Source organism: Sulfitobacter sp. BSw21498 (assembly GCF_006064855.1).
GTDB lineage: Bacteria > Pseudomonadota > Alphaproteobacteria > Rhodobacterales > Rhodobacteraceae > Sulfitobacter.
In genome coordinates, this window is record NZ_CP040753.1 from 2,400,491 (window position 1) to 2,421,824 (window position 21,334).

At 60.4% G+C, this 21,334-nt stretch carries 23 protein-coding genes, 1 tRNA gene and 1 riboswitch; of the genes, 12 read left to right on the forward strand and 12 right to left on the reverse strand.

The window, feature by feature from the left end; translation table 11 throughout:
- Positions 1-81 precede the first annotated feature (81 nt).
- From E5180_RS11685 to E5180_RS11715, 7 genes are all read left to right on the forward strand, one after another.
- Complete coding sequence (locus tag E5180_RS11685) at positions 82-1,326, forward strand: NAD(P)/FAD-dependent oxidoreductase (RefSeq protein ID WP_138924528.1); 1,245 nt, start codon at positions 82-84, stop codon at positions 1,324-1,326.
- Between the two features lie 39 nt (positions 1,327-1,365).
- Positions 1,366-2,355, forward strand: coding sequence for a TRAP transporter substrate-binding protein (locus tag E5180_RS11690; protein WP_138924529.1), 990 nt, complete (start codon positions 1,366-1,368; stop codon positions 2,353-2,355).
- A 71-nt stretch (positions 2,356-2,426) separates the two neighbouring features.
- Entirely contained in the window at positions 2,427-2,951 is a 525-nt protein-coding gene (locus E5180_RS11695; RefSeq protein WP_138924530.1) for a TRAP transporter small permease, read from the forward strand.
- A gap of 4 nt (positions 2,952-2,955) precedes the next feature.
- Entirely contained in the window at positions 2,956-4,266 is a 1,311-nt protein-coding gene (locus tag E5180_RS11700; protein WP_093731644.1) for a TRAP transporter large permease, read from the forward strand.
- A complete protein-coding gene (locus E5180_RS11705; RefSeq protein WP_138924531.1) occupies positions 4,263-5,000 on the forward strand; it encodes a 5-oxoprolinase subunit B family protein in 738 nt (245 codons plus the stop codon). The genes E5180_RS11700 and E5180_RS11705 overlap by 4 nt, the downstream gene beginning before the upstream one ends.
- Complete coding sequence (locus tag E5180_RS11710; RefSeq protein ID WP_138924532.1) at positions 4,997-6,025, forward strand: biotin-dependent carboxyltransferase family protein; 1,029 nt, start codon at positions 4,997-4,999, stop codon at positions 6,023-6,025. Before E5180_RS11705 ends, E5180_RS11710 begins: the two co-directional genes overlap by 4 nt.
- The gene (locus E5180_RS11715) at positions 6,026-6,796 is read left to right on the forward strand and encodes a LamB/YcsF family protein (protein WP_138924533.1); all 771 of its coding nucleotides are present in this window, start codon (positions 6,026-6,028) and stop codon (positions 6,794-6,796) included.
- Positions 6,797-6,877: 81 nt separating this feature from the next.
- Here the strand turns inward: E5180_RS11715 and E5180_RS11720 are convergent.
- Positions 6,878-6,953, reverse strand: a tRNA-Lys gene (locus E5180_RS11720).
- A 104-nt stretch (positions 6,954-7,057) separates the two neighbouring features.
- Between E5180_RS11720 and dapF the strand changes: the two genes are divergently transcribed.
- The 3 genes from dapF to E5180_RS11735 are packed head-to-tail and all read left to right on the forward strand — an operon-like array spanning position 7,058 to position 9,624.
- Positions 7,058-7,951, forward strand: coding sequence for a diaminopimelate epimerase (gene dapF, locus E5180_RS11725; protein WP_138925202.1), 894 nt, complete (start codon positions 7,058-7,060; stop codon positions 7,949-7,951).
- Positions 7,948-9,204 (forward strand): tRNA (N(6)-L-threonylcarbamoyladenosine(37)-C(2))-methylthiotransferase MtaB, encoded by a 1,257-nt coding sequence (gene mtaB / locus E5180_RS11730; protein ID WP_138924534.1) that lies wholly within the window; start codon positions 7,948-7,950, stop codon positions 9,202-9,204. The genes dapF and mtaB overlap by 4 nt, the downstream gene beginning before the upstream one ends.
- Before the next feature lie 60 nt (positions 9,205-9,264).
- Entirely contained in the window at positions 9,265-9,624 is a 360-nt protein-coding gene (locus E5180_RS11735) for a putative quinol monooxygenase (protein WP_138924535.1), read from the forward strand.
- A gap of 131 nt (positions 9,625-9,755) precedes the next feature.
- Here E5180_RS11735 and E5180_RS11740 read toward each other — a convergent pair whose 3' ends face one another.
- The 5 genes from E5180_RS11740 to E5180_RS11760 form a co-directional block, all read right to left on the reverse strand.
- A complete protein-coding gene (locus E5180_RS11740; protein ID WP_138924536.1) occupies positions 9,756-10,604 on the reverse strand; it encodes a cytochrome c1 in 849 nt (282 codons plus the stop codon).
- Positions 10,605-10,609: 5 nt separating this feature from the next.
- Complete coding sequence (gene petB / locus E5180_RS11745) at positions 10,610-11,953, reverse strand: cytochrome b (RefSeq protein ID WP_093731593.1); 1,344 nt, start codon at positions 11,951-11,953, stop codon at positions 10,610-10,612.
- Between the two features lie 12 nt (positions 11,954-11,965).
- On the reverse strand, positions 11,966-12,526 hold the full coding sequence (petA, locus tag E5180_RS11750) for a ubiquinol-cytochrome c reductase iron-sulfur subunit (RefSeq protein ID WP_093731594.1): 561 nt from the start codon (positions 12,524-12,526) through the stop codon (positions 11,966-11,968).
- A 176-nt stretch (positions 12,527-12,702) separates the two neighbouring features.
- Entirely contained in the window at positions 12,703-13,314 is a 612-nt protein-coding gene (locus E5180_RS11755) for a glutathione S-transferase (RefSeq protein WP_171048946.1), read from the reverse strand.
- 68 nt (positions 13,315-13,382) lie between these two features.
- On the reverse strand, positions 13,383-14,006 hold the full coding sequence (locus E5180_RS11760; RefSeq protein WP_138924538.1) for an FMN-binding negative transcriptional regulator: 624 nt from the start codon (positions 14,004-14,006) through the stop codon (positions 13,383-13,385).
- A gap of 66 nt (positions 14,007-14,072) precedes the next feature.
- Positions 14,073-14,228, forward strand: a riboswitch (FMN riboswitch).
- Positions 14,229-14,303: 75 nt separating this feature from the next.
- Here E5180_RS11760 and E5180_RS11765 point away from each other — a divergent pair.
- The gene (locus E5180_RS11765) at positions 14,304-14,744 is read left to right on the forward strand and encodes a 6,7-dimethyl-8-ribityllumazine synthase (protein WP_441351450.1); all 441 of its coding nucleotides are present in this window, start codon (positions 14,304-14,306) and stop codon (positions 14,742-14,744) included.
- A gap of 27 nt (positions 14,745-14,771) precedes the next feature.
- Here E5180_RS11765 and dxs read toward each other — a convergent pair whose 3' ends face one another.
- From dxs to E5180_RS11790, 5 genes are all read right to left on the reverse strand, one after another.
- Entirely contained in the window at positions 14,772-16,700 is a 1,929-nt protein-coding gene (gene dxs, locus E5180_RS11770) for a 1-deoxy-D-xylulose-5-phosphate synthase (protein ID WP_138924540.1), read from the reverse strand.
- Between the two features lie 16 nt (positions 16,701-16,716).
- Entirely contained in the window at positions 16,717-17,622 is a 906-nt protein-coding gene (locus tag E5180_RS11775; protein WP_138924541.1) for a polyprenyl synthetase family protein, read from the reverse strand.
- Positions 17,609-17,851, reverse strand: coding sequence for an exodeoxyribonuclease VII small subunit (locus tag E5180_RS11780; RefSeq protein ID WP_138924542.1), 243 nt, complete (start codon positions 17,849-17,851; stop codon positions 17,609-17,611). Before E5180_RS11780 ends, E5180_RS11775 begins: the two co-directional genes overlap by 14 nt.
- Before the next feature lie 137 nt (positions 17,852-17,988).
- Positions 17,989-18,690 carry a response regulator gene (locus E5180_RS11785; protein WP_138924543.1) on the reverse strand — a complete coding sequence of 234 codons (702 nt, stop codon included), beginning with the start codon at positions 18,688-18,690 and terminating at the stop codon, positions 17,989-17,991.
- Positions 18,687-19,199 carry a MarR family winged helix-turn-helix transcriptional regulator gene (locus E5180_RS11790; RefSeq protein ID WP_138924544.1) on the reverse strand — a complete coding sequence of 171 codons (513 nt, stop codon included), beginning with the start codon at positions 19,197-19,199 and terminating at the stop codon, positions 18,687-18,689. The genes E5180_RS11785 and E5180_RS11790 overlap by 4 nt, the downstream gene beginning before the upstream one ends.
- Before the next feature lie 160 nt (positions 19,200-19,359).
- Here E5180_RS11790 and E5180_RS11795 point away from each other — a divergent pair, with 160 nt between their 5' ends.
- The gene (locus E5180_RS11795; RefSeq protein ID WP_138924545.1) at positions 19,360-20,229 is read left to right on the forward strand and encodes a branched-chain amino acid aminotransferase; all 870 of its coding nucleotides are present in this window, start codon (positions 19,360-19,362) and stop codon (positions 20,227-20,229) included.
- Positions 20,230-20,310: 81 nt separating this feature from the next.
- Here E5180_RS11795 and E5180_RS11800 read toward each other — a convergent pair whose 3' ends face one another.
- On the reverse strand, positions 20,311-21,258 hold the full coding sequence (locus E5180_RS11800; RefSeq protein WP_138924546.1) for a cyclase family protein: 948 nt from the start codon (positions 21,256-21,258) through the stop codon (positions 20,311-20,313).
- Positions 21,259-21,334: the final 76 nt, after the last annotated feature.

A 21,334-nucleotide genomic window follows, 5' to 3' on the forward strand; every position in this document is an offset into this window, starting at 1 on the left:
ATTGCTTTTCCCTGCCAAAGTAAGCGGAAAGGAATCAAGAACCATGCCGCACCACCTTTGTTTTCATCCGATGGGTCGCCCATGACACGCCATGTGGTCGTCGTGGGGGCGGGTATCGTCGGTGTGTCATCGGCCATCTGGCTGCAACGCGCAGGCGCGCAGGTCACGATCATCGACCGTGCAGCACCGGGCACAGGCACGTCGCATGGGAATGCGGGCGTGCTTGCCGCTTGTGCCGTGGCACCGGTCACAGCGCCCGGCCTGATTGCCAAAGCGCCCGCGATGCTGCTGAACCCCGATGTGCCGCTTTATCTGCGCCTGTCCTATCTGCCGCGCTTGTTGCCGTGGCTGGGCAAATATCTGCGTGTGGCGAATGACCGCGACACCCGCCGGATCGCGCAGGGTCTTGCGCCTATCGTGGGTGACAGTGTCGAGCAGCACAAAAGCCTGACCGCCGATCTGGGCCTGTCTGACTGGGTGACAGACAGCGACTATGTCTTTGCCTATCGCAACCGCGCGGCCTTTGACGCCGAGGCCTATACCTGGGCGCTGCGGGCGGATGCCGGCTTCACGCCCGATCTGATCGAAGGCGGCCAGGTCCGCGAGTATGAACCGACCCTTGGGCCGGATATTCACCTGCTTGCCACCATGAAGGACCACGGCTTTATCCGCGACCCCGGCGGATATGTGACCGCTTTGGCACAGGCCTTTGAACAGGGCGGCGGCACGATACTGCAGGCCGAGGTCAAGGACTTCGACCTCTCAGCCGGCGCGATCTGTGGCATAGAGACAACCCAAGGCCGCGTGGCCTGTGATGATGTCGTGCTTGCCACCGGCGTCTGGTCAAAACCGCTGATGGCCAAGCTGGGGCTGAATGTCCCGCTGGAAACCGAACGCGGCTACCATGTGATCTTTGAGGGCGCGACGGGCGGGCCAACGCGCCCTGTGATGATCGCCAGTGGTAAATTCGTTGCCACCCCCATGGCGCAGGGCCTACGCTGCGCGGGTATCCTAGAGTTCGGCGGACTTGACGCCGCCCCTTCCAAAGCACCGCTGGCGCTGTTGCGGCGTCAGGCCAAGGCGGCCTTTCCGCAGCTGACTGCCGCGCGTGAAATCGAATGGCTGGGGCACAGACCTGCCCCCAGCGACAGTCTGCCCCTGATTGGGCAGGTTGGCACAAGCCGGGTCTTTACCGCCTTCGGGCATCACCACATCGGGTTGACAGGCGGGCCCAAAACAGGCCGCCTTGTTGCGGGATTGGTCATGGGGCACCCCGTGAACACCAATCTGCAGCCTTATGCACCACAACGGTTTAGCAAGGGTTAACCCTGCAAGCCAAAGACCAACCAACAAGGAGAGAACCACATGAAACGTACGACAAAATTGATGACAGGTGCCGCAACCGCGGCCCTGACGCTCACCACCGCCCTGCCCGCCTTTGCCGCGGAAAAGTGGGACATGCCGATGGCCTATTCGGCATCGAACTTCCATTCCGAGAACGGCGTTGAATTCGCCAACTGCGTGAGCGAAGGCACCGCAGGCGAAATCGAAATCACCGTACACCCCGGCGGGTCGCTGATCGCGGGTGCCGATATCAAACGCGCGATCCAGACGGGTCAGGTCCAGTTGGGCGAACGCATCCTGTCGGGTCACCAGAACGAAAACGCGATCTTCGGCTTTGACTCGATCCCGTTCCTTGCGCCGTCCTTCGAGGCGTCTGATAAACTGTGGCAAGCCGCCAAACCCAAGATCGAAGAGCTGCTGGCAGAGCAAAATCTGACCCTGCTGTATAACGTGCCATGGCCGCCACAGGGCCTGTACTTCAAGAAAGAGGTCAACACGGTCGAGGACATGAAAGGCGTCAAGTTCCGGTCCTACAACAACGCGACCAGCCGTCTGGCAGAGCTGACAGGCATGCTGCCCGTCACCATCGAAGCCGCCGAGCTAAGCCAAGCCTTCGCCACCGGCGTTGCGGAATCGATGATCTCCTCCGGTGCGACCGGCTATGACCAGAAAGTCTGGGAAAGCCTGACGCATTTCTACGAGGTCGACGCTTGGCTGCCGCGCAACTACATCATGGTCAACAACGACGTGTGGAACGATGTCTCGGAAGAGAATAAATCCATCATCACCACCTGTGCCAGCGATGCAGAAACACGCGGGCTGCAAGCCTCCAAGGACTATACACAGTTCACCTATGAAGGGCTGCGCGAAGGCGGCATGACCGTGGAACCCGCCAGCGAAGATCTGATGTCCGGCCTGCGCGACATCGGCGGCACCATGACATCCGAATGGCTGGAGAATGCAGGCGAGGACGGTCAGGCGATCGTCGATAGCTACAAATCCATGCAGTAAATCCGCAGACGGCGGCACCCCACACCGGTGCCGCCGTTTTCCTGCGATCCGCCAAACCGGAGACCTTTCTCATGAACATCCTGCGACGCCTGCTTGATTTCATCTATTTCGCATCTGGTGCCTTGGCTGCCGTCAGTCTTGTCGCGATCCTGCTGCTGATTGTGGTGCAGATGATTGCACGATGGACCGGCGAGGTTTTCCCCGGTGCGGCAAGCTATGCCGGCTATGCGATGGCCGCCTCCAGCTTTCTGGCCTTTGCCAACGCGCTGAACCGCGGCGCGCATATCCGCGTATCGGTGCTGCTGAACGCCCTGCCCGCTGGCCCGAAACGGCTGCTTGAAATCTGGTGTTTTGGCCTTGCCGCCGCCATCGCGTGGTATTTTACCTACTACGCCTATTGGTTCGTCTACTGGTCATGGAAGTTCAACGAAGTCAGTCAGGCACAAGACGCCACGTCCTTGTGGATTCCGCAATCCGTGATGGTTGTGGGTGGCGGTATCCTTGCCGTCGCGCTGACCGATAACCTGCTATATCTGATCGTAAAAGGCGAACACCGTCTCACCCGCGATCTTGTCGATCAAAGTTTTGGGGAGTGACGCTGTGACGGAACTTTATGCGATCATTCTATTTATCACCGTCCTGTTGTTCTTGCTGGGCTCCGGCGTCTGGGTCGGTCTGGCGCTGATGGGAGTCGCCTGGTTCGGGATGGAGCTGTTTACCACCCGCCCCGTTGGCGATGCCATGGTCACGACGATCTGGGCCTCGTCCAGCTCGTGGACGCTGACCGCGCTACCGCTGTTCATCTGGATGGGCGAAATTCTGTTCAGGACACGACTATCCGAGGATATGTTCAAGGGGCTTTCGCCGTGGCTGGCAAAATTGCCGGGCGGGTTGGTCCATACCAATATCGTCGGCTGCACGGTCTTTGCCGCCGTATCGGGATCCTCTGCTGCGACGCTGTCGACCGTGGGCAAGATGTCGATCCCCGAACTGCGCGCGCGCAACTATCCTGAAAAGATGATCATCGGCACCCTTGCTGGTGCCGCGACCCTTGGGTTGATGATCCCGCCGTCGCTGGCGTTGATCGTTTACGGCGTGACTGTGAACGAAAGCATCACCGAACTGTTCTTTGCCGGCGTCCTGCCGGGGCTTATTCTGGCGCTGATGTTCATGGCCTATGTCGCCTTTATCGCGCTGACCTCAAAGGACTGGAACCCCGACGTCGAAACGGGGATGAGCTTTGCTGCCAAGCTGCGCAACTCGCGTTTTCTACTGCCGGTCTTTGGGCTGATCACGGTGGTGATCGGGTCCATGTATCTGGGCTATGCCACCGCGACAGAGGCCGCTGCTATTGGCGTGCTGGGATCACTGGCGCTGGCGCTGATGCAAGGGTCGCTGAACTGGACCAGCTTTCAAGAAAGCCTGATGGGCGCAATGCGCACCTCTGCGATGATCGCGCTGATCCTTGCAGGTGCTGCCTTTCTCAAGCTGTCGATGGGCTTTACCGGCCTGCCGCGTGCGCTGGCGGACGGGATTGCCGCGCTTGAACTGACGCGCTTTCAACTGCTGATGGCGCTGCTGGTGTTCTATATCGTGTTGGGCATGTTCCTTGATGGAATTTCGTCGGTCGTGCTGACGATGGCTGTGGTCGAACCCATGGTGCGCGGCGCGGGGATCGACTTGATCTGGTTCGGTATCTTTGTTGTGGTCGTCGTTGAAATGGCGCAGATCACGCCGCCGATCGGGTTCAACCTTTTCGTCATCCAAGGCATGACGGATCACGAGATGGGATATATCACCAAAGCCGCCTTGCCGATGTTCCTGATCATGGTGGTGATGGTCTTTGTCCTGATCTTTTTCCCCGACATCGCGACATGGCTTCCCGATAATCTAAGGCAGGTGCCGCAATGAGCGACTTCCCCCTAATCCAGACTGTTGGCCTGTCCGGCGTGCTGGTGCGCTTTGCTGACACGATGTCAGAGCCCGCGAACCGCGCTGCCCTGTCATTCCGCGCCGCCGTAGATGCCGCCGACTGGCCAGAAGTGGCAGAGACAAGCACATCGCTGGTCTCGACCTTCCTGCAAATCGATCTGGTGGCCGTGTCGGTGGACACCGTGCTGGACCGGCTGCACGACCTGCTGGCGACGCGCGACTGGTACACCTCTGATCTGCCGACAGGGCGCACGCTGTGGCATGTGCCCACGGTCTATGGCACCGACCTTGCGCCGCAACTGGAAGAAGCGGCTGAGCTTGCGGGGCTGGACCCCGACGCGGCGATTGCGCAGCTGTCGCAGGCCCGTGTGCGGGTGCTGACCATCGGCTTTGCCCCCGGCCAACCCTATATGGGCGAGCTGCCGCAGAACTGGGATATTCCCCGCCAACAGGGGCTGACAAAATCCGTCCCCGCCGGCGCGTTGATTGTGGCAATCAGACAGCTGATCATCTTTACCAACGCGTCGCCCACGGGATGGCGACACATCGGGCAAACCGCATTCAAAACGTTTCGGCCGCGCAGCGACACGCCCTTTGCGCTCTCGCCGGGGGACGAGCTGTGCTTTCCCGCCATTTCGCGCAGCGCATATGACAAAATCACCGCCTCTGACGAAACCGGTCAGGGCGGTGCAGAGACAGAGGTACTGGCATGACCGTGACCCTCACCATCGCCCAGGCCGGCCCCGCCCTGACGATACAGGATATGGGCCGACCCGGCTGGCGTGCCCAAGGGCTGACCAAGGGCGGCGCCGCTGATCCTGTCGCAGTTTACGAAGGGGCCGCCTTGCTGGGCCAGTCCCCCGACCTTGCTGCGATAGAGATGACGGGCACCGGCGGGACCTTTACCGCTGACGCCGACATCCGCATCGCGCTGACAGGGGCCACAATGGCCGCCAGCATCGACGGGGATGCCATCGTCTGGAACGCCAGCCACATGCTGCCCGCAGGGGCCAAGCTGACCATCGGCGGCACCACAGGCGGCACCTATGGCTACCTGCACGTGGGCGGGGGCATTGCCTCTGATACACTGCTGGGGGCCCGTGCCAGCCACCTGAGCGCCGGTCTGGGGCAGCCCTTGGCCGCGGGCGACGCGCTCTCCCTTGGGGCCGACAAATCGCGCGAGACGGGGCTGCAACTGCCGCGTGACGGCCGCTTTGACGGGGGCACCGTACGCGCCGTGGCCAGCATGCAGACCGATCACTTTACCCCCGAAGAACGCCAGCGATTTGTAACCACCGCCTTTACCCGTGATCCGCGTGCCAACCGCATGGGCGTGCGCATGGATCACGACGGTACAGGTTTCAGCGCCGACGGCGGGCTGACCATCCTGTCCGAAGTCATCGTACCCGGCGATATCCAGATCACCGGCGACGGCGCGCCCTTTGTGTTGATGGGCGAATGCCAGACCACCGGCGGCTACCCTCGTATCGGGACCGTCATTCCCCGCGACCTGCCACGCGTGGCGCAAGCCGCATCTGGCACCGCGATCCAGTTCGAGTTCATCACCCTCGAAGATGCCATCACGCTCGAGACGCAGCACCGTCGCGACATCAAGGCGCTTGGCGGCCAGATCACCCCGCTGATCCGCGACCCCGCCAAAATCCGCAACCTGCTGGCCTATCAGCTGGTGGGCGGTGCGATCTCTGCCACCGACAACCCCTTTGAAGAGGAGCATTAAATGCCGACCGTCGATCTAAACGCCGATATGGGCGAAAGCTATGGCCCATGGAAAATGGGCGATGATGCCGCTTTGCTGCAAATCATCAGCTCTGCCAACATCGCCTGTGGTGGCCATGCAGGCGACGCCGATGTGATGTCAGCCACAATGACGCTGGCCCGCGATAACGGTGTCGGCATTGGCGCGCACCCCGGTTTCATGGATCTGGCCGGCTTTGGCCGCAATCGCATGTCGGTGCCACGGGGCACGCTGCAAAATCAGGTCCGCTATCAGGTCGCCGCCAGCGTCGGCATGGCCCGCAGCCTTGGCACATCGGTCCGTCACCTGAAACTGCACGGCGCGCTCGCCAATATGGCGTCAGAGGATGAAGTGTTGGCCCGAGACCTTTACGAGGCAGCGCTCAGCGTCGCGCCTGATCTGATCGTCATGGTACTGGCCGCCACAGCGCAACAGGACGCGGTGCAATCGCTGGGCTGCGCCTGGGCCGGAGAAATCTTTGCCGACCGCGCCTATAACGACGACGCGACGCTAGTCGACCGCTCTAAACCCGGCGCGGTGATTCACGACGCAGCGCTCGCGGGCGAGCGTATGGTGAAAATGGTCAAAGCAGGCGCGATCCTGACCGAGGGTGGCAAAACGATTCCAGCGGCCATCGACACGATCTGCCTACACGGCGACACGCCCGAAGCGGTCGACATTGCCCGCGCGGTCAAATCATCGCTGCAAGATGCAGGGATCGCGCTGAAAACTTTTGAAGGCCATCGCGGCTAGTTTCTAACCCCCTAGCCCGAAACGAAAAACAGCGCCCCGAGGGACGCTGTTTTTTTCGTTCCAGTTAAACTGGAAAGGTAGTGGTGAGCCCGTCCGGGTTCGAACCGGAGACCTACTGATTAAAAGTCAGTTGCTCTACCAACTGAGCTACAGGCCCACTAGGCGGCTTACTAGAAAGGTGTGGCGTTGGGGTCAAGCAGAAACGTACGAAAAACTTCACTCAAGCTGGATTAGTTTCAAATGCCGCGTTATATGCGCCGAATGTATAGTGATTTGACCAACGGTTTGCCCTTCATGAAGATGCATGGGCTGGGAAATGATTTTGTCGTGCTGGATGCGCGCAAAAAGGTCGTGCTGGATGCGCGCCAGAAAGATGTGCCGGATGCGGGACTTGAGGGCGTCCCTTCTCTTCCAGAGGTAACCCCTGCCCTCGCGCAGGCCATCGGGCATCGCCAGTTCGGTGTGGGCTTTGATCAGTTGGCAGTTATCACGGATGGCGCGGCAGACGCCCACCTGACGTTCTTTAACGCCGACGGGTCCACCTCTGCTGCTTGTGGCAATGCCACCCGCTGCATCGCGCGTTTCCTGATGGACGAAACCGGCAAGACGCAGCTGCACCTGACCACGGACCGCGGTGATCTGGCGGCGCGGGACGCGGGGAACGGGCTGACAGCCGTGAACATGGGCCACCCGCAGCTTGAATGGGACGAAATTCCACTGGCCCGCCAGATGGATACGCTCGAGTTGCCGATGGATGGTGCCCCGACGGCCACCGGCATGGGCAATCCGCATTGCACCTTCTTTGTCGACGATGTGGACGCGATTGATCTGGCCGCTTTTGGCCCCGGCATAGAGCATCACGCGCTCTATCCCGAACGCACCAACGTGCAGGTCGCGCAAATTGTCGGCCCCGATCATATCCGCATGCGCGTGTGGGAACGGGGTGTGGGCATTACGCTGGCGTCCGGCTCCTCCAGCTGCGCGACGGCGGTTGCAGCGTCTCGCAGGGGGCTCACAGGGCGTGCTGTGCGCATCGATCTGGACGGCGGCACCCTGCACATCGACTGGCGCGAGGATGGCGTCTGGATGACCGGCCCGTCGGCCCATGTATTCAGCGGCGTGCTGACCCCTTCTTTTCTGGAAAGCCTGACATGAGCACCCCGATCTTTTCGAATCACGGTTGCCGCCTGAACGCCTATGAGACCGAGGCGATGAAGGAACTGGCCGAGCAGGCGGGCCTGAAGGATGCGGTGATCGTCAACACCTGCGCCGTCACCGCCGAGGCCGTACGCAAGGCGCGTCAGGACATCCGCAAACTGCGCAAGGCGAACCCGAACGCACGGCTGATCGTCACCGGCTGCGCCGCGCAGACCGAACCGGATACCTTTACCAAGATGGCAGAGGTCGACGTCGTGATCGGCAACACCGAAAAGATGGTTGGCGCGACGTGGCAGGGACTTGCGGCTGATTTTATCGGCGAGACAGAGGCGCTTCAGGTTGACGACATCATGTCGGTCACCGAGACGGCAGGCCACTTGATCGACGGCTTTGGCACGCGCAGCCGCGCCTATGTTCAGGTCCAGAACGGCTGCGACCACCGCTGTACCTTCTGCATCATCCCCTATGGCCGTGGCAATTCACGGTCGGTCCCTGCGGGCGTTGTCGTGGATCAGATCAAGCGGCTGGTCGACAAGGGCTTTAACGAGGTCGTGCTGACCGGCGTGGACCTGACCAGCTGGGGCGCGGACCTTCCCGCGACGCCCAGGCTGGGGGATCTGGTCATGCGCATCCTGCGGCTGGTGCCCGACCTGCCGCGCTTGCGGATCAGTTCGATCGATTCCATCGAGGTGGACGACAACCTGATGCAGGCCATCGCCACCGAACCGCGCCTGATGCCACACCTGCACCTGAGCTTGCAGCACGGCGACGATATGATTCTGAAACGGATGAAGCGCCGCCACCTGCGCGACGATGCCATCCGCTTTGCCCAAGACGCCCGCAAGCTGCGCCCCGACATGACCTTTGGCGCGGACATCATCGCAGGCTTTCCGACTGAAACCGACGCTATGTTCGAAAATTCGCTCAAGTTGGTGACGGAATGCGATTTGACCTGGCTGCACGTCTTCCCCTACTCCGCCCGCGAAGGCACCCCCGCCGCACGGATGCCGGCGGTGAACGGCACCGTGATCAAGGAACGCGCCGCACAGTTACGCGCCGCCGGCGAAGCGCAGGTCAGCCGCCACCTTGCTGCCCAACAAGGGCGTGCGCATCAGGTGTTGATGGAAAGCCCCACCATGGGCCGGACAGAGCAATTCACCGAGACCCATTTCGCCATCCCCCAAACCGAAGGCGCGATTATTCCCGCCACGATCACCGGCCAGACTGAAGGCCATCTGCTGGCTGTGTGAGCCGTCGCAGTTTGTAAACCTTTCTCCACTAGGGTGATTCCCTAGTGAGAAAGGGTAAGTATGAGCGAAATTGTCGAATGGGTCCTCGAAATGGACGTGCGGGACGGTCAGGATGATCATGTCCAACCGCTGCTTGAGGACATGATAAAAGCCGCGCGGGTAGATGAGCCGCGCACGCTGCACTGTGAATTCTATATGTCCGATGACCGTCGCAGCTGTACCGCGCTGGAACGTTACGCCGATAATGCCGCCGTGATGGCGCATTTCGCGCAGTTCGGCGGGCGCTTTGCCGAAAGGTTCACGCAGCTCTTTATACCCGCACGGCTTACCGTCTACGGGCCGGCAAACGTTTCCGTTATGATGGCGCTGGCAGGCTTTGGTGCTACTAGAATGGATCGGGTCGCGGGATTTCATCGCTAACGCAGTGGCTTCGATACGGGCGGATGCCAAAAGCCGCACGGACGTAAAACACCCATCGACCCAAAGAAAAGCCCCCCGGATCGCACAGGATCCGGGGGGCTTTCATCAGTCGTTAGCCTTGTGAAAGACGATTAGTCTTCCTTGTGCTTCACAGGGGCCCAAAGACGTTTGTTGGTCAGGTACAGCAGGACCGACAGAAGCGTCAGGAACAGAACGCCCGCAAAACCGGCTTGCTTGCGTGCCATCAGCTTGGGCTCGGCTGTCCACATCAGGAAGGCCGCGACGTCTTCGGCTTCGTGGTGGAGATCAGACTCGTGGCCATCGTTATACGTGACGTCATCGCCGTACAGTGGCGGTGCCATCGCGATCCAGCTGCCTCCAACTGTGGCGTGGCCTTCTTCGTCCTTGCAGGACTCGGGGAAGCCGCCGCTCGCGAACGCAGTGTTGTAGTGACCGGGGAAATCCTCGGGGGCGCAGGCTGGGGCTTCTTCGTAGCCGGTCATCAGGGACGCGATATATTCGGGTCCGCCCATGCCTTTGAAGAACTGGTTGATCCCCAGACCGTAAGGCCCGTGGAAACCGGCGCGCTTTTTGGCCATCAAGCTAAGGTCTGGCGCGGTTTCCAGCGCAGACCCAGGGAAATGGTCGACCGGCGTGCCGGGGCGGATATCGTCCAGCTCGGCGTCAAAGATATCAAAGTTCGCTGCATAGGCGCGGACCTGATCTTCGGGAAGTTGAGGGCCACCATCATCCGCAAGGGTACGGATCGGCACGAACTTCATACCGTGGCATGCAGAGCAGACCTCGGTATAGATTTGCAGACCGCGTTGCAGCTGGTTGGTATCGAAGGCCCCGAACGGCCCTTCGAAAGAGAAGTCGAAGTCTTCGATATGCGCTTCACCACCAGCGGCGAAAGCAGCGGAACCTGCAAAGCCCAGGGCGACAACAGCCGAAAGGAAGGTTTTCTTGATCATTGTCATGGTCCTTACTCTGCTGGCTTGACCAGCGTCTTGGTGCCGCCGGTTTTTGGCGCGTAATGCGCGTCAAAGTCGGCTTCGATGGTTTCAGGCTGCGCGCCCGGCTTTTCGATCACACCCAGAAGCGGCAGGATCACCAGGAAATACGCAAACCAGTAGGCCGACGCGATGAGAGAGAAGCTAGCATAAGGTTCTTCCGCAGGCATGGCACCCAGCCACATCAGCGCGAAGAAGTCGATCACCAGCAGCGCAAACCACCATTTGAACATGGGACGATAGCGGCCCGAACGCACCGAGGATGTGTCCAGCCAAGGCACCAACGCCATCACCGCAATCGCACCGAACATCGCCAGAACACCAAAGAACTTGGCGTCGATGATGCCACCGGTCACGAAGGACGCAATCTGAACGACCCAGACTTCGGCGGTAAAGGCACGCAGGATCGCGTAGAACGGCAAGAAGTACCATTCAGGCACAATATGCGCAGGCGTCGAAAGCGGGTTTGCCTCGATATAGTTATCGGGGTGGCCCAGATAGTTCGGCATGAATCCCACGATCGCAAAGAACACAACCAGGATCACGGCCAGCGCGAACAGGTCTTTCATCACGAAGTAGGGCCAGAACGGCAGCGTATCTTTTTTCGCGTCTTCCTTGCTGGTGCGACGGACTTCGACACCTGTGGGGTTGTTGTTCCCGGTGGTGTGGAACGCCCAGATGTGGACGATCACCAGACCGGCAATCACGAAGGGCAGCAGATAGTGCAAGCTGAAGAAGCGGTTCAGCGTGGCGTTATCAACCGCAGGCCCGCCCAGCAGAAGCGTTTGCAGGCTTTCCCCGATGAACGGGATCGCACCGAACAGACCGGTGATAACCGTTGCACCCCAGAAAGACATCTGACCCCAAGGCAGAACATAGCCCATAAAGCCGGTTGCCATCATCAGAAGATAGATCAGCATGCCGATGATCCAGGTGATTTCACGTGGCGCTTTATACGACCCGTAGTACAGGCCGCGGAAGATGTGCGCGTAGACCGCAACAAAGAACAACGAGGCACCATTCATGTGCATGTAGCGCAGCATATAGCCGCCGTTCACGTTACGCATAATGTGCTCGACGCTCGCAAACGCCGCATCAACGTGAGGCGTGTAATGCATCGCCAGAACGATGCCGGTCACGATTTGCAGCGCCAGACAGAACGTCAGAACAATGCCCCAGATCCACATCCAGTTCAGGTTCTTCGGTGTCGGGATCATCAAAGTGTCATACAGCAGCCCAACAACGGGAAGACGGCTATGAAGCCACTTTTGCCCGTTTGTTTTCGGCTCGTAATGGTCGTGAGGAATTCCAGCCATTCCAGTTCTCCCTTAACCTAATTTGATCGTGGTTTCATCCACGAATTCTGCGACGGGCACCAGCAGGTTGCGCGGTGCTGGCCCTTTGCGGATACGGCCCGCAGTGTCATAGTGAGACCCGTGGCAAGGGCAGAACCAGCCGCCAAAGTCACCCGCGTCGCCCAGTGGAACGCAACCCAAGTGGGTACAGACCCCAACCATGACTAGCCAGTCTTCCTTGCCAATCATCGCCCGATTTTCGTCTGTTGCGGCAGCACCGTTTGCAAGGTTGTTGTTCTCTGCACCTGCGTCCGGCAGATCAGCCAGATCAACCGATCTCGCTTCGTCGATTTCTTCTTGGGTGCGACGGCGGACAAAAACCGGCTTACCCAACCATTTGACCGTGAGCTGTGTACCTGGCTCGACCGCGGACACATCGACGCGGATGGACGACAGCGCCTTCACATCTGCGGACGGGTTCATCTGATTGACCAAAGGCCAGACGGCTGCGCCGACGGCGACCGCACCTGTACCAGCTGTGGCATAATAGAGGAAATCCCTCCGGGTGCCTGCGTGATCTTCTGCTTGGGACACGGGTTAACTCCAAATCGAGGGCCTGACGGCCATTAAATCAAGGGGCGGCGCTGACGCACCTCCCACAATTCTTTTGGTTACTAGCGGGCTGCGTCGCGCACGTCCAGATACCTTTGTCGCGCAAACCGTCGCAGTGTTGCATTCCTTCAAGGGTGACGGTTGGAATTTTTGCGCTTTTATCCGGCCGGAGGCGCGGTTGCCTGCATGGATGCACGCGAATCAAAGCGGCGCGCCCAGTCGGCCAGGGCGTCATTGCCCTTGCGCCAGTTGCGAGCGTCATGCCGGAAATCAAGATATCCCAAGGCGCAACCGACCGCGATTTGCCCCATATCCAGCGGACCGGAAAGCTGGCTGATCCAGCGCGTGTTCAATGCAGCGCAGGCGCGGTCGATCTTTGCCCACTGGCCTTCGACCCATTCAGGCATCTGCTTGTCCGCCGGACGCATCCGCCCTTCGTACACCATCGCCAGCGCCGCATCCAAAATGCCGTCCGCCGTCGCCTCGAGCGTCAGCGTGTCCCAGCGGCGGCTGCCGGTCGGGTACAGCTTGCCCCCTGCGCGATCGTCCAGATAGGCGCAAATCACGCGGCTGTCGTACAGCGCCGGCCCCTCGTCGCGCACCAGCGCGGGCACTTTGGCGAGCGGGTTATTGGGCAGCAGCGCCGCATCAGCTGCAAGCGGCGTGGTTGTGATATTCTCAAGCGTGAGGTCTTCAAGCTGGCCGGTTTCGTGCAGCAACACCATGACTTTGCGGACATAGGGCGATGTCGGGGAATAGGATAGTTTCATGCGTGTCTCCTCCTCAGGGTTCGGTCGGACTATCACCGTCAACCGCGCCCTGTGCAATCGCTTGTTGATCAGGTGTTTGTCGCCGCACGCATCTGGCGGGCGAGCGTGCCTGTTCCAGCGCCAAAGCCGTGCGCCTCCACGCCATCTGCAGCTGCAAGCCGCACCGCGTCCGGTTTGTTCTGGCTCAGCTTCCACGTGCCATCGACACCGGTGATCCGCATCCGGCAGGGCACGATCATGCGCATCATTTTTTGCATGGTCAAAGGTGCCATCTTGGCAGTGGTCCAAGGTGGCTTGGGCAGCAGACGATCTTCGAACCAGGCGGATTGGCGATCTAGCAGGTCCAGCAGCTCTTCTTGCGGACGCAGTTCCAGCGCGCCGGTCAGATGCACAGCCACATAGTTCCATGTCGGCACCTGATCGTCGATGTCGTACCAGTCGGGCGAGACATAGCTGTCGCCCCCGCTGATGGCGAGCTTCACCGGCAACGCCGACGTTAGCGCCCGCGCAATCGGATTTGATCGGACCAGATGCAAATCCACCTGATCCCCCGCTTCGTTCAGCAAAAACGGGATATGGCTGATCAATGGCCCATCGTCGCCAGTGGCAGCAAGCACACCAAAACTGCGGTCGCGCGCAAAGGCGATGTTCTTGGCGGTGTTGGCGTCGTGGTAAACGGGATTGGGGTGCATAACGTAGGGTCCAAACTGCAAACGCACTTTTGGTATTGCAGACCTGCCCCCGCCTTGGCAACGTACAAGCATTCTCAGGGCGGGGCGCAATTCCCCACCGGCGGTATGTGGCCCCAGTGCCACGAGCCCGCGAGCGCAACGCGCCCCTAATGGGACGCTTGGTCAGCAGATCTGGTGAGATGCCAGAGCCGACGGTCATAGTCCGGATGAAAGAGAATGCGTTTGCTGCGGCCCCACGGGGTCCGTCTGTAATCGTGATCGCCTTGGGTGACTTGTGTCGCTGACGAAAAAAAGGAGATCACTATGACACACACCCGCTACGCCTTTGTAAAAGCACGCTGGCACGCCGATATTGTGGACCGCGCTTATGACGGGTTTGCAGAATCCATCCCCGCCAGCCAGATCGACGTGGTCGATGTCCCCGGCGCGTTCGAGATGCCGCTGATGGCACAGACCCTCGCCAAATCCGGCAAGTATGATGCAATCATCTGCGCCGCCTTTGTGGTTGATGGCGGCATCTACCGTCATGATTTCGTGGCTGCAGCCGTGGTCGACGGGCTGATGCGCGTGGGCCTTGATACGGGCGTGCCTGTGCTATCCGTGTCCCTGACGCCGCATCACTATCAGGAAACCGACCACCACAATGCGATCTATCGCGCGCATTTCGTCGAAAAGGGCCGCGAGGCAGCTTCGGCGGCGCTTGGCATTGTGGCAGCGCGGCAATTGCTCGACGCCTGATACCCCTTTATTGCGCGGGCCTGAGCGTCAGGCCCGCTGCGCCCCGATTCTGGCAATGCCCAGAACATCCAACACTTTGGCTTCGATGTGTTCGGCGTTCATCCCCGCGACCGCGTACATATCGGCAGGGCTTGCCTGATCGATAAAGGTATCGGGCAATACCATCGACCGGTACTTCAGCCCCTCGTCGAACACGCCCTCATCCGCCAGAAGCTGCGCCACATGGCTGCCAAAACCGCCCACGGCCCCTTCTTCGATGGTGATCAGCGCCTCGTGGTCGGCCGCCAACGACAGGATCATGTCGCGGTCCAGCGGCTTGGCAAAGCGTGCGTCGGCGATGGTGGGCGTGATCCCCTTGGCCCGCAGCGCCTCGGCGGCTTTTTCCACCTCGGACAGGCGCGTCCCAAAGGACAGCAGCGCCACGCGCTTGCCTTGGGCGATGATGCGCCCTTTGCCGATCTCCAACGGCACACCGCGTTCTGGCATCGTCACGCCCGCGCCTTCGCCCCGTGGGAAACGGAAGGCAATCGGGCCATAGTCATAGGCCGCAGCCGTCGCGACCATATGCACCAGCTCTGCCTCGTCCGCGGCGGCCATCACGACGAAACCGGGCAGGTTCGCCAAAAACGCCACATCAAACGCACCCGCATGGGTGGCCCCGTCGGCCCCGACCAGTCCCGCGCGATCAATCGCAAACCGCACCGGCAAACGCTGGATCGCCACGTCATGCACCACCTGATCGTAGCCGCGCTGCAGGAACGTTGAATACATCGTGCAAAACGGCTTCATTCCGCCCGCCGCCAATCCGGCAGAGAATGTCACCCCGTGCTGTTCCGCAATGCCCACGTCAAAGCACCGGCTGGGATAGCGTTCAGCAAAAAGGTTGAGCCCCGTCCCGTCCGGCATCGCGGCGGTCACGGCGCAAATCTTGTCGTCGTTCGCCGCTTCGGCAATCAGGCTGTCCGCAAAGACGCGGGTATAGCTTGGCGCGTTCGACGGCGCTTTCTTTTGCTCGCCTGTCAGCACATTGAACTTGGCGGTCGCGTGGCCTTTATCGCGGGCGGCTTCGGCGGGGCCATAGCCCTTGCCCTTTTTGGTGATCACATGGATCAACACCGGCCCCGTCGCCCGTGCCTTGACCGTGCGCAACACGGGCAGCAATTGGTTCAGGTCATGCCCGTCAATCGGCCCGAGATAGGAAAACCCAAGCTGTTCGAACAACGTCCCGCCCACGGCCATGCCCTTGAGCATATCCTTGGCGCGCTTGGCCCCCTCGCGGAACGGGCCAGGCAACATGCTGACCGCACCCTTGGCTGCGGCCTTGAAGTCCTGAAACGGTTCTTCGGCGTACAAACGGCTGAGGTATGTGGACATCGCCCCCACAGGCGGCGCGATCGACATTTCGTTGTCGTTCAGAATAACGAACATCCGCTTTTTCAAATGGCCCGCGTTGTTCATCGCTTCATAGGCCATGCCTGCCGACATGGACCCATCGCCAATCACCGCAATCGCATCGCCCAGACCTTCGGGCACATTGCCCCCCAGATCACGCGCCACCGTAAAGCCAAGAGCCGCGCTGATAGAGGTCGACGAATGCGCCGCACCGAAGGGATCGTAGGGTGATTCACTGCGTTTGGTAAAACCGCTCAACCCGTCCTTCATCCGCAGGGTGCGGATGCGGTCGCGGCGTTCGGTCAGGATTTTATGCGGGTAGCACTGGTGGCTTACGTCCCAGATCAGCTTGTCCTTGGGTGTATCGAACACCGAATGGATCGCGACCGTCAGTTCAACCACCCCCAGACCCGCGCCCAGATGGCCGCCCGTCTCGGACACGGCAGAAATCGTCTCTGCCCGCAGTTCATGGGACAGTTTCACCAGCTCTGCGTCCGAGAAATTCTTCAGATCGGCAGGGCGGTTTACACGGTCCAAAAGGGGCGTATCGGGTCTATCGGTCATCTGGCTCTCCACCGGATCAGCTTTTGCGGGCAATAACGAAGCGGGCTGCGTCTCGCAAGGTTTCCCCGTCTGTGCCGTAAGGGGACAGGGCATCACAAGCAGCATCGACAAGATCACGGGCACGCGCACGGGCGGGGTCGAGCCCCAGCAACGATACAAAAGTCGCCTTGCCCGCATCGGCATCCTTGCCGACGGCTTTGCCCACCGTGGCGGCGTCGCCTTCAATGTCAAGAATGTCATCGGCAATCTGGAACGCCAGCCCGAGGTTGCGCGCGTAGCTGCGCAGGGCGGCAGGATCATCGCACGCCATCACCGGCCCTGCTGTCGCAGCCCATTCGATCAGCGCACCGGTCTTGCCGGCCTGAAGCGTTGTGATCTGGTCCAGCGTCAGCGGTTGGCGTGCGGTTTCGGCGGCGATGTCCATCGCCTGCCCACCGACCATGCCCCGCACACCGGCGGCCCGCGCCAACCCAGCCACGAGCGCAACCCGTTCAGCATCGCCACAGCCCGTCGCCGCGACCAGTTCAAACGCCAGTGTTTGCAGCGCATCGCCAGCCAGAACCGCCGTCGCCTCGTCCCACTTTAGGTGCACTGTGGGCTGGCCCCGACGCAGCGCGTCATCATCCATGCAAGGCATATCATCATGCACCAGCGAATAGGCGTGCAACGCCTCGATGGCACCAGCGGCGGGGGCGGCCTGCGCGCCCATCACCCCGTGCAACCGCGCGCTTTCGATCACCAGAAACGCCCGCAGACCCTTGCCGCCTGTCACGGCATAGCGCATCGCCTCGGCCACAGTGCCGTCCAGCCCGCCAAGTCCGTGCAGGATTTGGCCGATCGCCAGATCCGCAGCCTTTGGCAACGCCTCTGCAAAGGGCTTTCGCGTCAGCTCGGTCTCAAGCGAGATGTCAAACCCCGTCAACAGGAGTCACTCCGACAGGGTTGCCGTCGCCGTCCAGCGTGATCTGCGCAACTTTCTCTTCCGCTTCCTTGAGCTTGGTTTCGCAGCGTTTCTTGAGCTTGGCACCGCGTTCGTACAGCGAAATGCTTTCGTCCAGCGCCACATCGCCCCGCTCTAGCTGGCCCAGAACCTTTTCCAGTTCCGCCATCGCCGCCTCAAAGCTCATCTCTTCTACCGGAGTATCTGTCATTGCCGTGAATCCCATCAATCAAACTTGGCCCAAACATAGCCCGCCCGCGCTTTGGCTTCCAGTGACCGTGCCGATTTATTGGGCGCAAATTCTCTTGCGCCAATTTTGCGGATCAAACCCCCTGCAGCTTGGGGGCGTCAGTCGGGTGCCAGCATATAGCCCGCGCCGCGTACGGTTTGCAGATAGCGGGGCTGTTTGGGGTTATCTTCGATTTTGCGGCGCAGACGCGTGATCTGCACATCAACCGCGCGTTCCTGCGCCTGCCCGCGGTCGCGGCCTAGTTCTTCGACCAGTTTGGACCGGCTGAGCGCCGCCCCCGGCTGGGCGGCAAAAATCCGCATCAGCTGGATTTCGGTGGCGGTCAATCGCACCAGATCGTCGCCCTGCCACAGCTCGCCGCGTTCGATATCATAGCGGATCGCGCCCATCGACAGGACCTTGGGCGCTGCATCTGCGACGCGGGTGTCCGGCATACGGCGCAGGATCGCGTTGATCCGCAGCAGCAGCTCCTTGGGTTCAAACGGTTTGGCAAGGTAATCATCCGCCCCTGCTTCCAGCCCGTCGATGCGGTTTTCCGTCTCGCCCTTGGCGGTCAGCAGCAGGATTGGCGTTTGCATGGTTTCGCGCAGACCACGGGTCAGGCTCAGCCCGTCCTCGCCCGGCATCATCACATCCAACACGATCAGATCAAAATCCAACCCCGCCAGAATGCGCCGTGCATGGGCCGCGTCGCGGGCCGTGGTCACCAGAAAGCCATGCCGCATCAGAAACTTTTGCAACAAGGACCGGATACGTTCGTCATCATCGACGATCAGCAGGTGCGCATCTGCCTCTTTCATGCGCCATTCTCCTTTAGGCGCGTGTAGCTGTGGTGCATTTCAGGGTCCATCATCGCCTCCAGCACGGTGCGGAAACCCGCAACCGCTTCTGGTCCGGCATCGCGGAACGCGCTGCGCATCCGCATCCGTTGTGCATCAGACAATGTCTGTTCGAGCGCGCGCCCTGCGTCGGTCAGATACAAATGCCGCTCCCGCTTGTCGGTTTTTCCCACTTGGCTTTTGACAAGACCATCGGCGATCAACGTGCGCAAGACACGATTAAGGGATTGTTTTGTAACACCCAAAATCCCCAGCAGGTTGTTCACCGTCGTGCCCGGTGCACGGTTGATAAAGTGGATTGCACGGTGGTGTGCGCGACCATAGGCCATGTCCACCAGTATCTTGTCGGGGTCGGCCGTGAAACCACGGTAGGCAAAGAACATCGCCTCGATCCCCTGACGCAGCTGTTCATCCGTTAGGAATAGCAGGTTCTCGCCCGTGTGTGATGATGGGCCGCGTCCGTCCGCCATTGTCGTCTCCCGTTGCTGCGCCAAGAGCTTACGTCAGCGTTGTTGACTTTCCAAGTGTCAAAGGCTATCGAATCCCATGTTTTGCGTAATTATATGTCTGCACGCAGCGGGTTTGACGCAATTTTCATAAACCCCAAGGTGCTTTGAGGAAGGATACATCATGGACGGCGCATATGACGATCGCGACGGCAAAATCTGGTTGGACGGCAAAATGGTCGATTGGCGCGAGGCCAATGTCCATATTCTGACCCATGCCATGCACTATGCGTCATCGGTGTTCGAAGGCGAACGCTGCTACAACGGCAAGATTTTCAAAAGCCGCGAACACTCTGAACGGCTGCGGAAATCGGCAGAGTACCTCGATTTTGAAATCCCCTATTCCGTCGATGAAATCGAGACCGCGAAATACGAAATGCTCAAGGCGAACGGCTGGACCGACGCCTATGTCCGCGCAGTCGCATGGCGCGGCGCGGGACCTGATATGGGTGTTTCGGCGGCGCGCAACCCTGTGCGGCTGGCCATCGCCGGCTGGGAATGGGGCAACTATTATGGCGACGCCAAGATGCAGGGTGCCAAGCTCGACATCTCCAAATGGAAACGCCCCTCGCCCGAGACGATCCCCGTGCACGCCAAAGCGGCTGGTCTGTATATGATCTGCACCACCTCCAAACACGCGGCAGAGGCCAAGGGTTGTTCTGACGCGCTGTTCATGGATTACCGCGGCTATGTGGCCGAAGCGACCGGCGCGAACATCTTTTTCGTAAAGGACGGCGAAGTGCACACGCCGCTGGCCGATTGCTTCCTCAACGGGCTGACACGTCAGACCGTGATCGGGATGCTCAAAGACAAGGGCCTGACCGTGCACGAACGCCACATCATGCCCGAAGAGCTGGAAGGCTTTGAACAGTGCTGGCTGACCGGCACCGCAGCCGAAGTCACGCCCGTCGGCCAGATCGGCGACTACACCTTCGAGGTCGGCGCGCTGACCCGCGAGATTTCGGAAGACTACGAAAAGCTCGTCCGGGCCTGAACCGGCCCGCATACGCAAAACGGCGCGAGGGTTCAGCCCCCGCGCCGTTTTCATTTACGCGATGCGCGTGATCCTAGCGGGTCAGTAAAGCGCGACCGGATTGATCATTGCTTGCACCGTGCCTTTGATCAGCGGCTGTCCCAGCACGAACATGAACTCTTGCACCCCTTCAGCGACCAAGGGGCCCGTGTTCATGGTTTCCAGAATATAGATGCCATTGTCCTTGAGCAGCGTGACGTGACCATAGAACACCTTGTCACCCTCTTTCGGCGGAATGGACTCTAGGCCCCACGTGTCTGCGCCCACGGCCATCGGATTCATCGCTGCGACAAAAACCGCGCCTTCGTTATTCAGCCCCGGTTCGGTCGACCCCCACGCGCTTGGGTCGCTTTCCATCATGCCATCGGTCCAACCGGTGTGAAACAGAACGATATCGCCTTCGTTCACGGTGACCTGTTGCGCTTCCATCGCGGCGGTGATCTCTGCCTCGCCGAAATGCTCTCCGGCGGCCAGCACGTCCTTGCCCATATGCTTGGCCATATCAATGATCACAGCGCGCCCGACCAAGGGCGGCACAGCGTGGGTCCCCAATTTTGTCAGGCCGCTGATTGCCGAGATCTCCTTTTCGTCCAGACAGTTATAGTACATCCCGTTTTCCCCGAGATGCCCCAGCCCGTCCAGCTGCGACCCGATTCCGATCCAGGTTTGCAGCAAGTCGTCATTATAGTTGCCTTCATAGCCAAAGGACGACAGTTTTTGCCCACCGTGCTGGTTGGGCTGAACGATTTGCAGGTTCAAAGACCGCGGCGGAAAGGCAGGGGTGTCCGGCCCGATCACGATCCCCAGCGGCATGGATTTGCCTTGTTTGATCAGTTTGGCCGCCTCTAGCGTGCGGGCGTCGCTGATCAGGTTGGCCGATCCCAATTGATCCTCTGCCCCCCATTGCGACGGGGCGCAGTCTTGCGCCCATGCGGCAGTTGCCCCGAAACCAATGGATACGGCAGTAGCAATAATCTTGGTTAATTTCATGTTTCCCTCCCAGAAAGCAGGGCGCGGAACACTCAGGAGACCTGCGATTCCACACCCTAGAGGGTCAGGCTAGCAC

What these genes read in the sequence shown, in the direction of transcription:
- E5180_RS11755 (WP_171048946.1), bottom strand. Translation starts at nt 13,314, where the DNA reads ATGAAACTATCCTATTCCCCGACATCGCCCTATGTCCGCAAAGTCATG.
- E5180_RS11795 (WP_138924545.1), top strand. Translation starts at nt 19,360, where the DNA reads ATGGACGGCGCATATGACGATCGCGACGGCAAAATCTGGTTGGACGGC.
- E5180_RS11705 (WP_138924531.1), top strand. Translation starts at nt 4,263, where the DNA reads ATGAGCGACTTCCCCCTAATCCAGACTGTTGGCCTGTCCGGCGTGCTG.
- dapF (WP_138925202.1), top strand. Translation starts at nt 7,058, where the DNA reads ATGTATAGTGATTTGACCAACGGTTTGCCCTTCATGAAGATGCATGGG.
- E5180_RS11780 (WP_138924542.1), bottom strand. Translation starts at nt 17,851, where the DNA reads ATGACAGATACTCCGGTAGAAGAGATGAGCTTTGAGGCGGCGATGGCG.
- E5180_RS11735 (WP_138924535.1), top strand. Translation starts at nt 9,265, where the DNA reads ATGAGCGAAATTGTCGAATGGGTCCTCGAAATGGACGTGCGGGACGGT.
- petB (WP_093731593.1), bottom strand. Translation starts at nt 11,953, where the DNA reads ATGGCTGGAATTCCTCACGACCATTACGAGCCGAAAACAAACGGGCAA.
- E5180_RS11740 (WP_138924536.1), bottom strand. Translation starts at nt 10,604, where the DNA reads ATGACAATGATCAAGAAAACCTTCCTTTCGGCTGTTGTCGCCCTGGGC.
- E5180_RS11785 (WP_138924543.1), bottom strand. Translation starts at nt 18,690, where the DNA reads ATGAAAGAGGCAGATGCGCACCTGCTGATCGTCGATGATGACGAACGT.
- E5180_RS11690 (WP_138924529.1), top strand. Translation starts at nt 1,366, where the DNA reads ATGAAACGTACGACAAAATTGATGACAGGTGCCGCAACCGCGGCCCTG.
- E5180_RS11685 (WP_138924528.1), top strand. Translation starts at nt 82, where the DNA reads ATGACACGCCATGTGGTCGTCGTGGGGGCGGGTATCGTCGGTGTGTCA.
- E5180_RS11710 (WP_138924532.1), top strand. Translation starts at nt 4,997, where the DNA reads ATGACCGTGACCCTCACCATCGCCCAGGCCGGCCCCGCCCTGACGATA.
- E5180_RS11715 (WP_138924533.1), top strand. Translation starts at nt 6,026, where the DNA reads ATGCCGACCGTCGATCTAAACGCCGATATGGGCGAAAGCTATGGCCCA.
- E5180_RS11800 (WP_138924546.1), bottom strand. Translation starts at nt 21,258, where the DNA reads ATGAAATTAACCAAGATTATTGCTACTGCCGTATCCATTGGTTTCGGG.
- E5180_RS11760 (WP_138924538.1), bottom strand. Translation starts at nt 14,006, where the DNA reads ATGCACCCCAATCCCGTTTACCACGACGCCAACACCGCCAAGAACATC.
- E5180_RS11790 (WP_138924544.1), bottom strand. Translation starts at nt 19,199, where the DNA reads ATGGCGGACGGACGCGGCCCATCATCACACACGGGCGAGAACCTGCTA.
- mtaB (WP_138924534.1), top strand. Translation starts at nt 7,948, where the DNA reads ATGAGCACCCCGATCTTTTCGAATCACGGTTGCCGCCTGAACGCCTAT.
- dxs (WP_138924540.1), bottom strand. Translation starts at nt 16,700, where the DNA reads ATGACCGATAGACCCGATACGCCCCTTTTGGACCGTGTAAACCGCCCT.
- E5180_RS11695 (WP_138924530.1), top strand. Translation starts at nt 2,427, where the DNA reads ATGAACATCCTGCGACGCCTGCTTGATTTCATCTATTTCGCATCTGGT.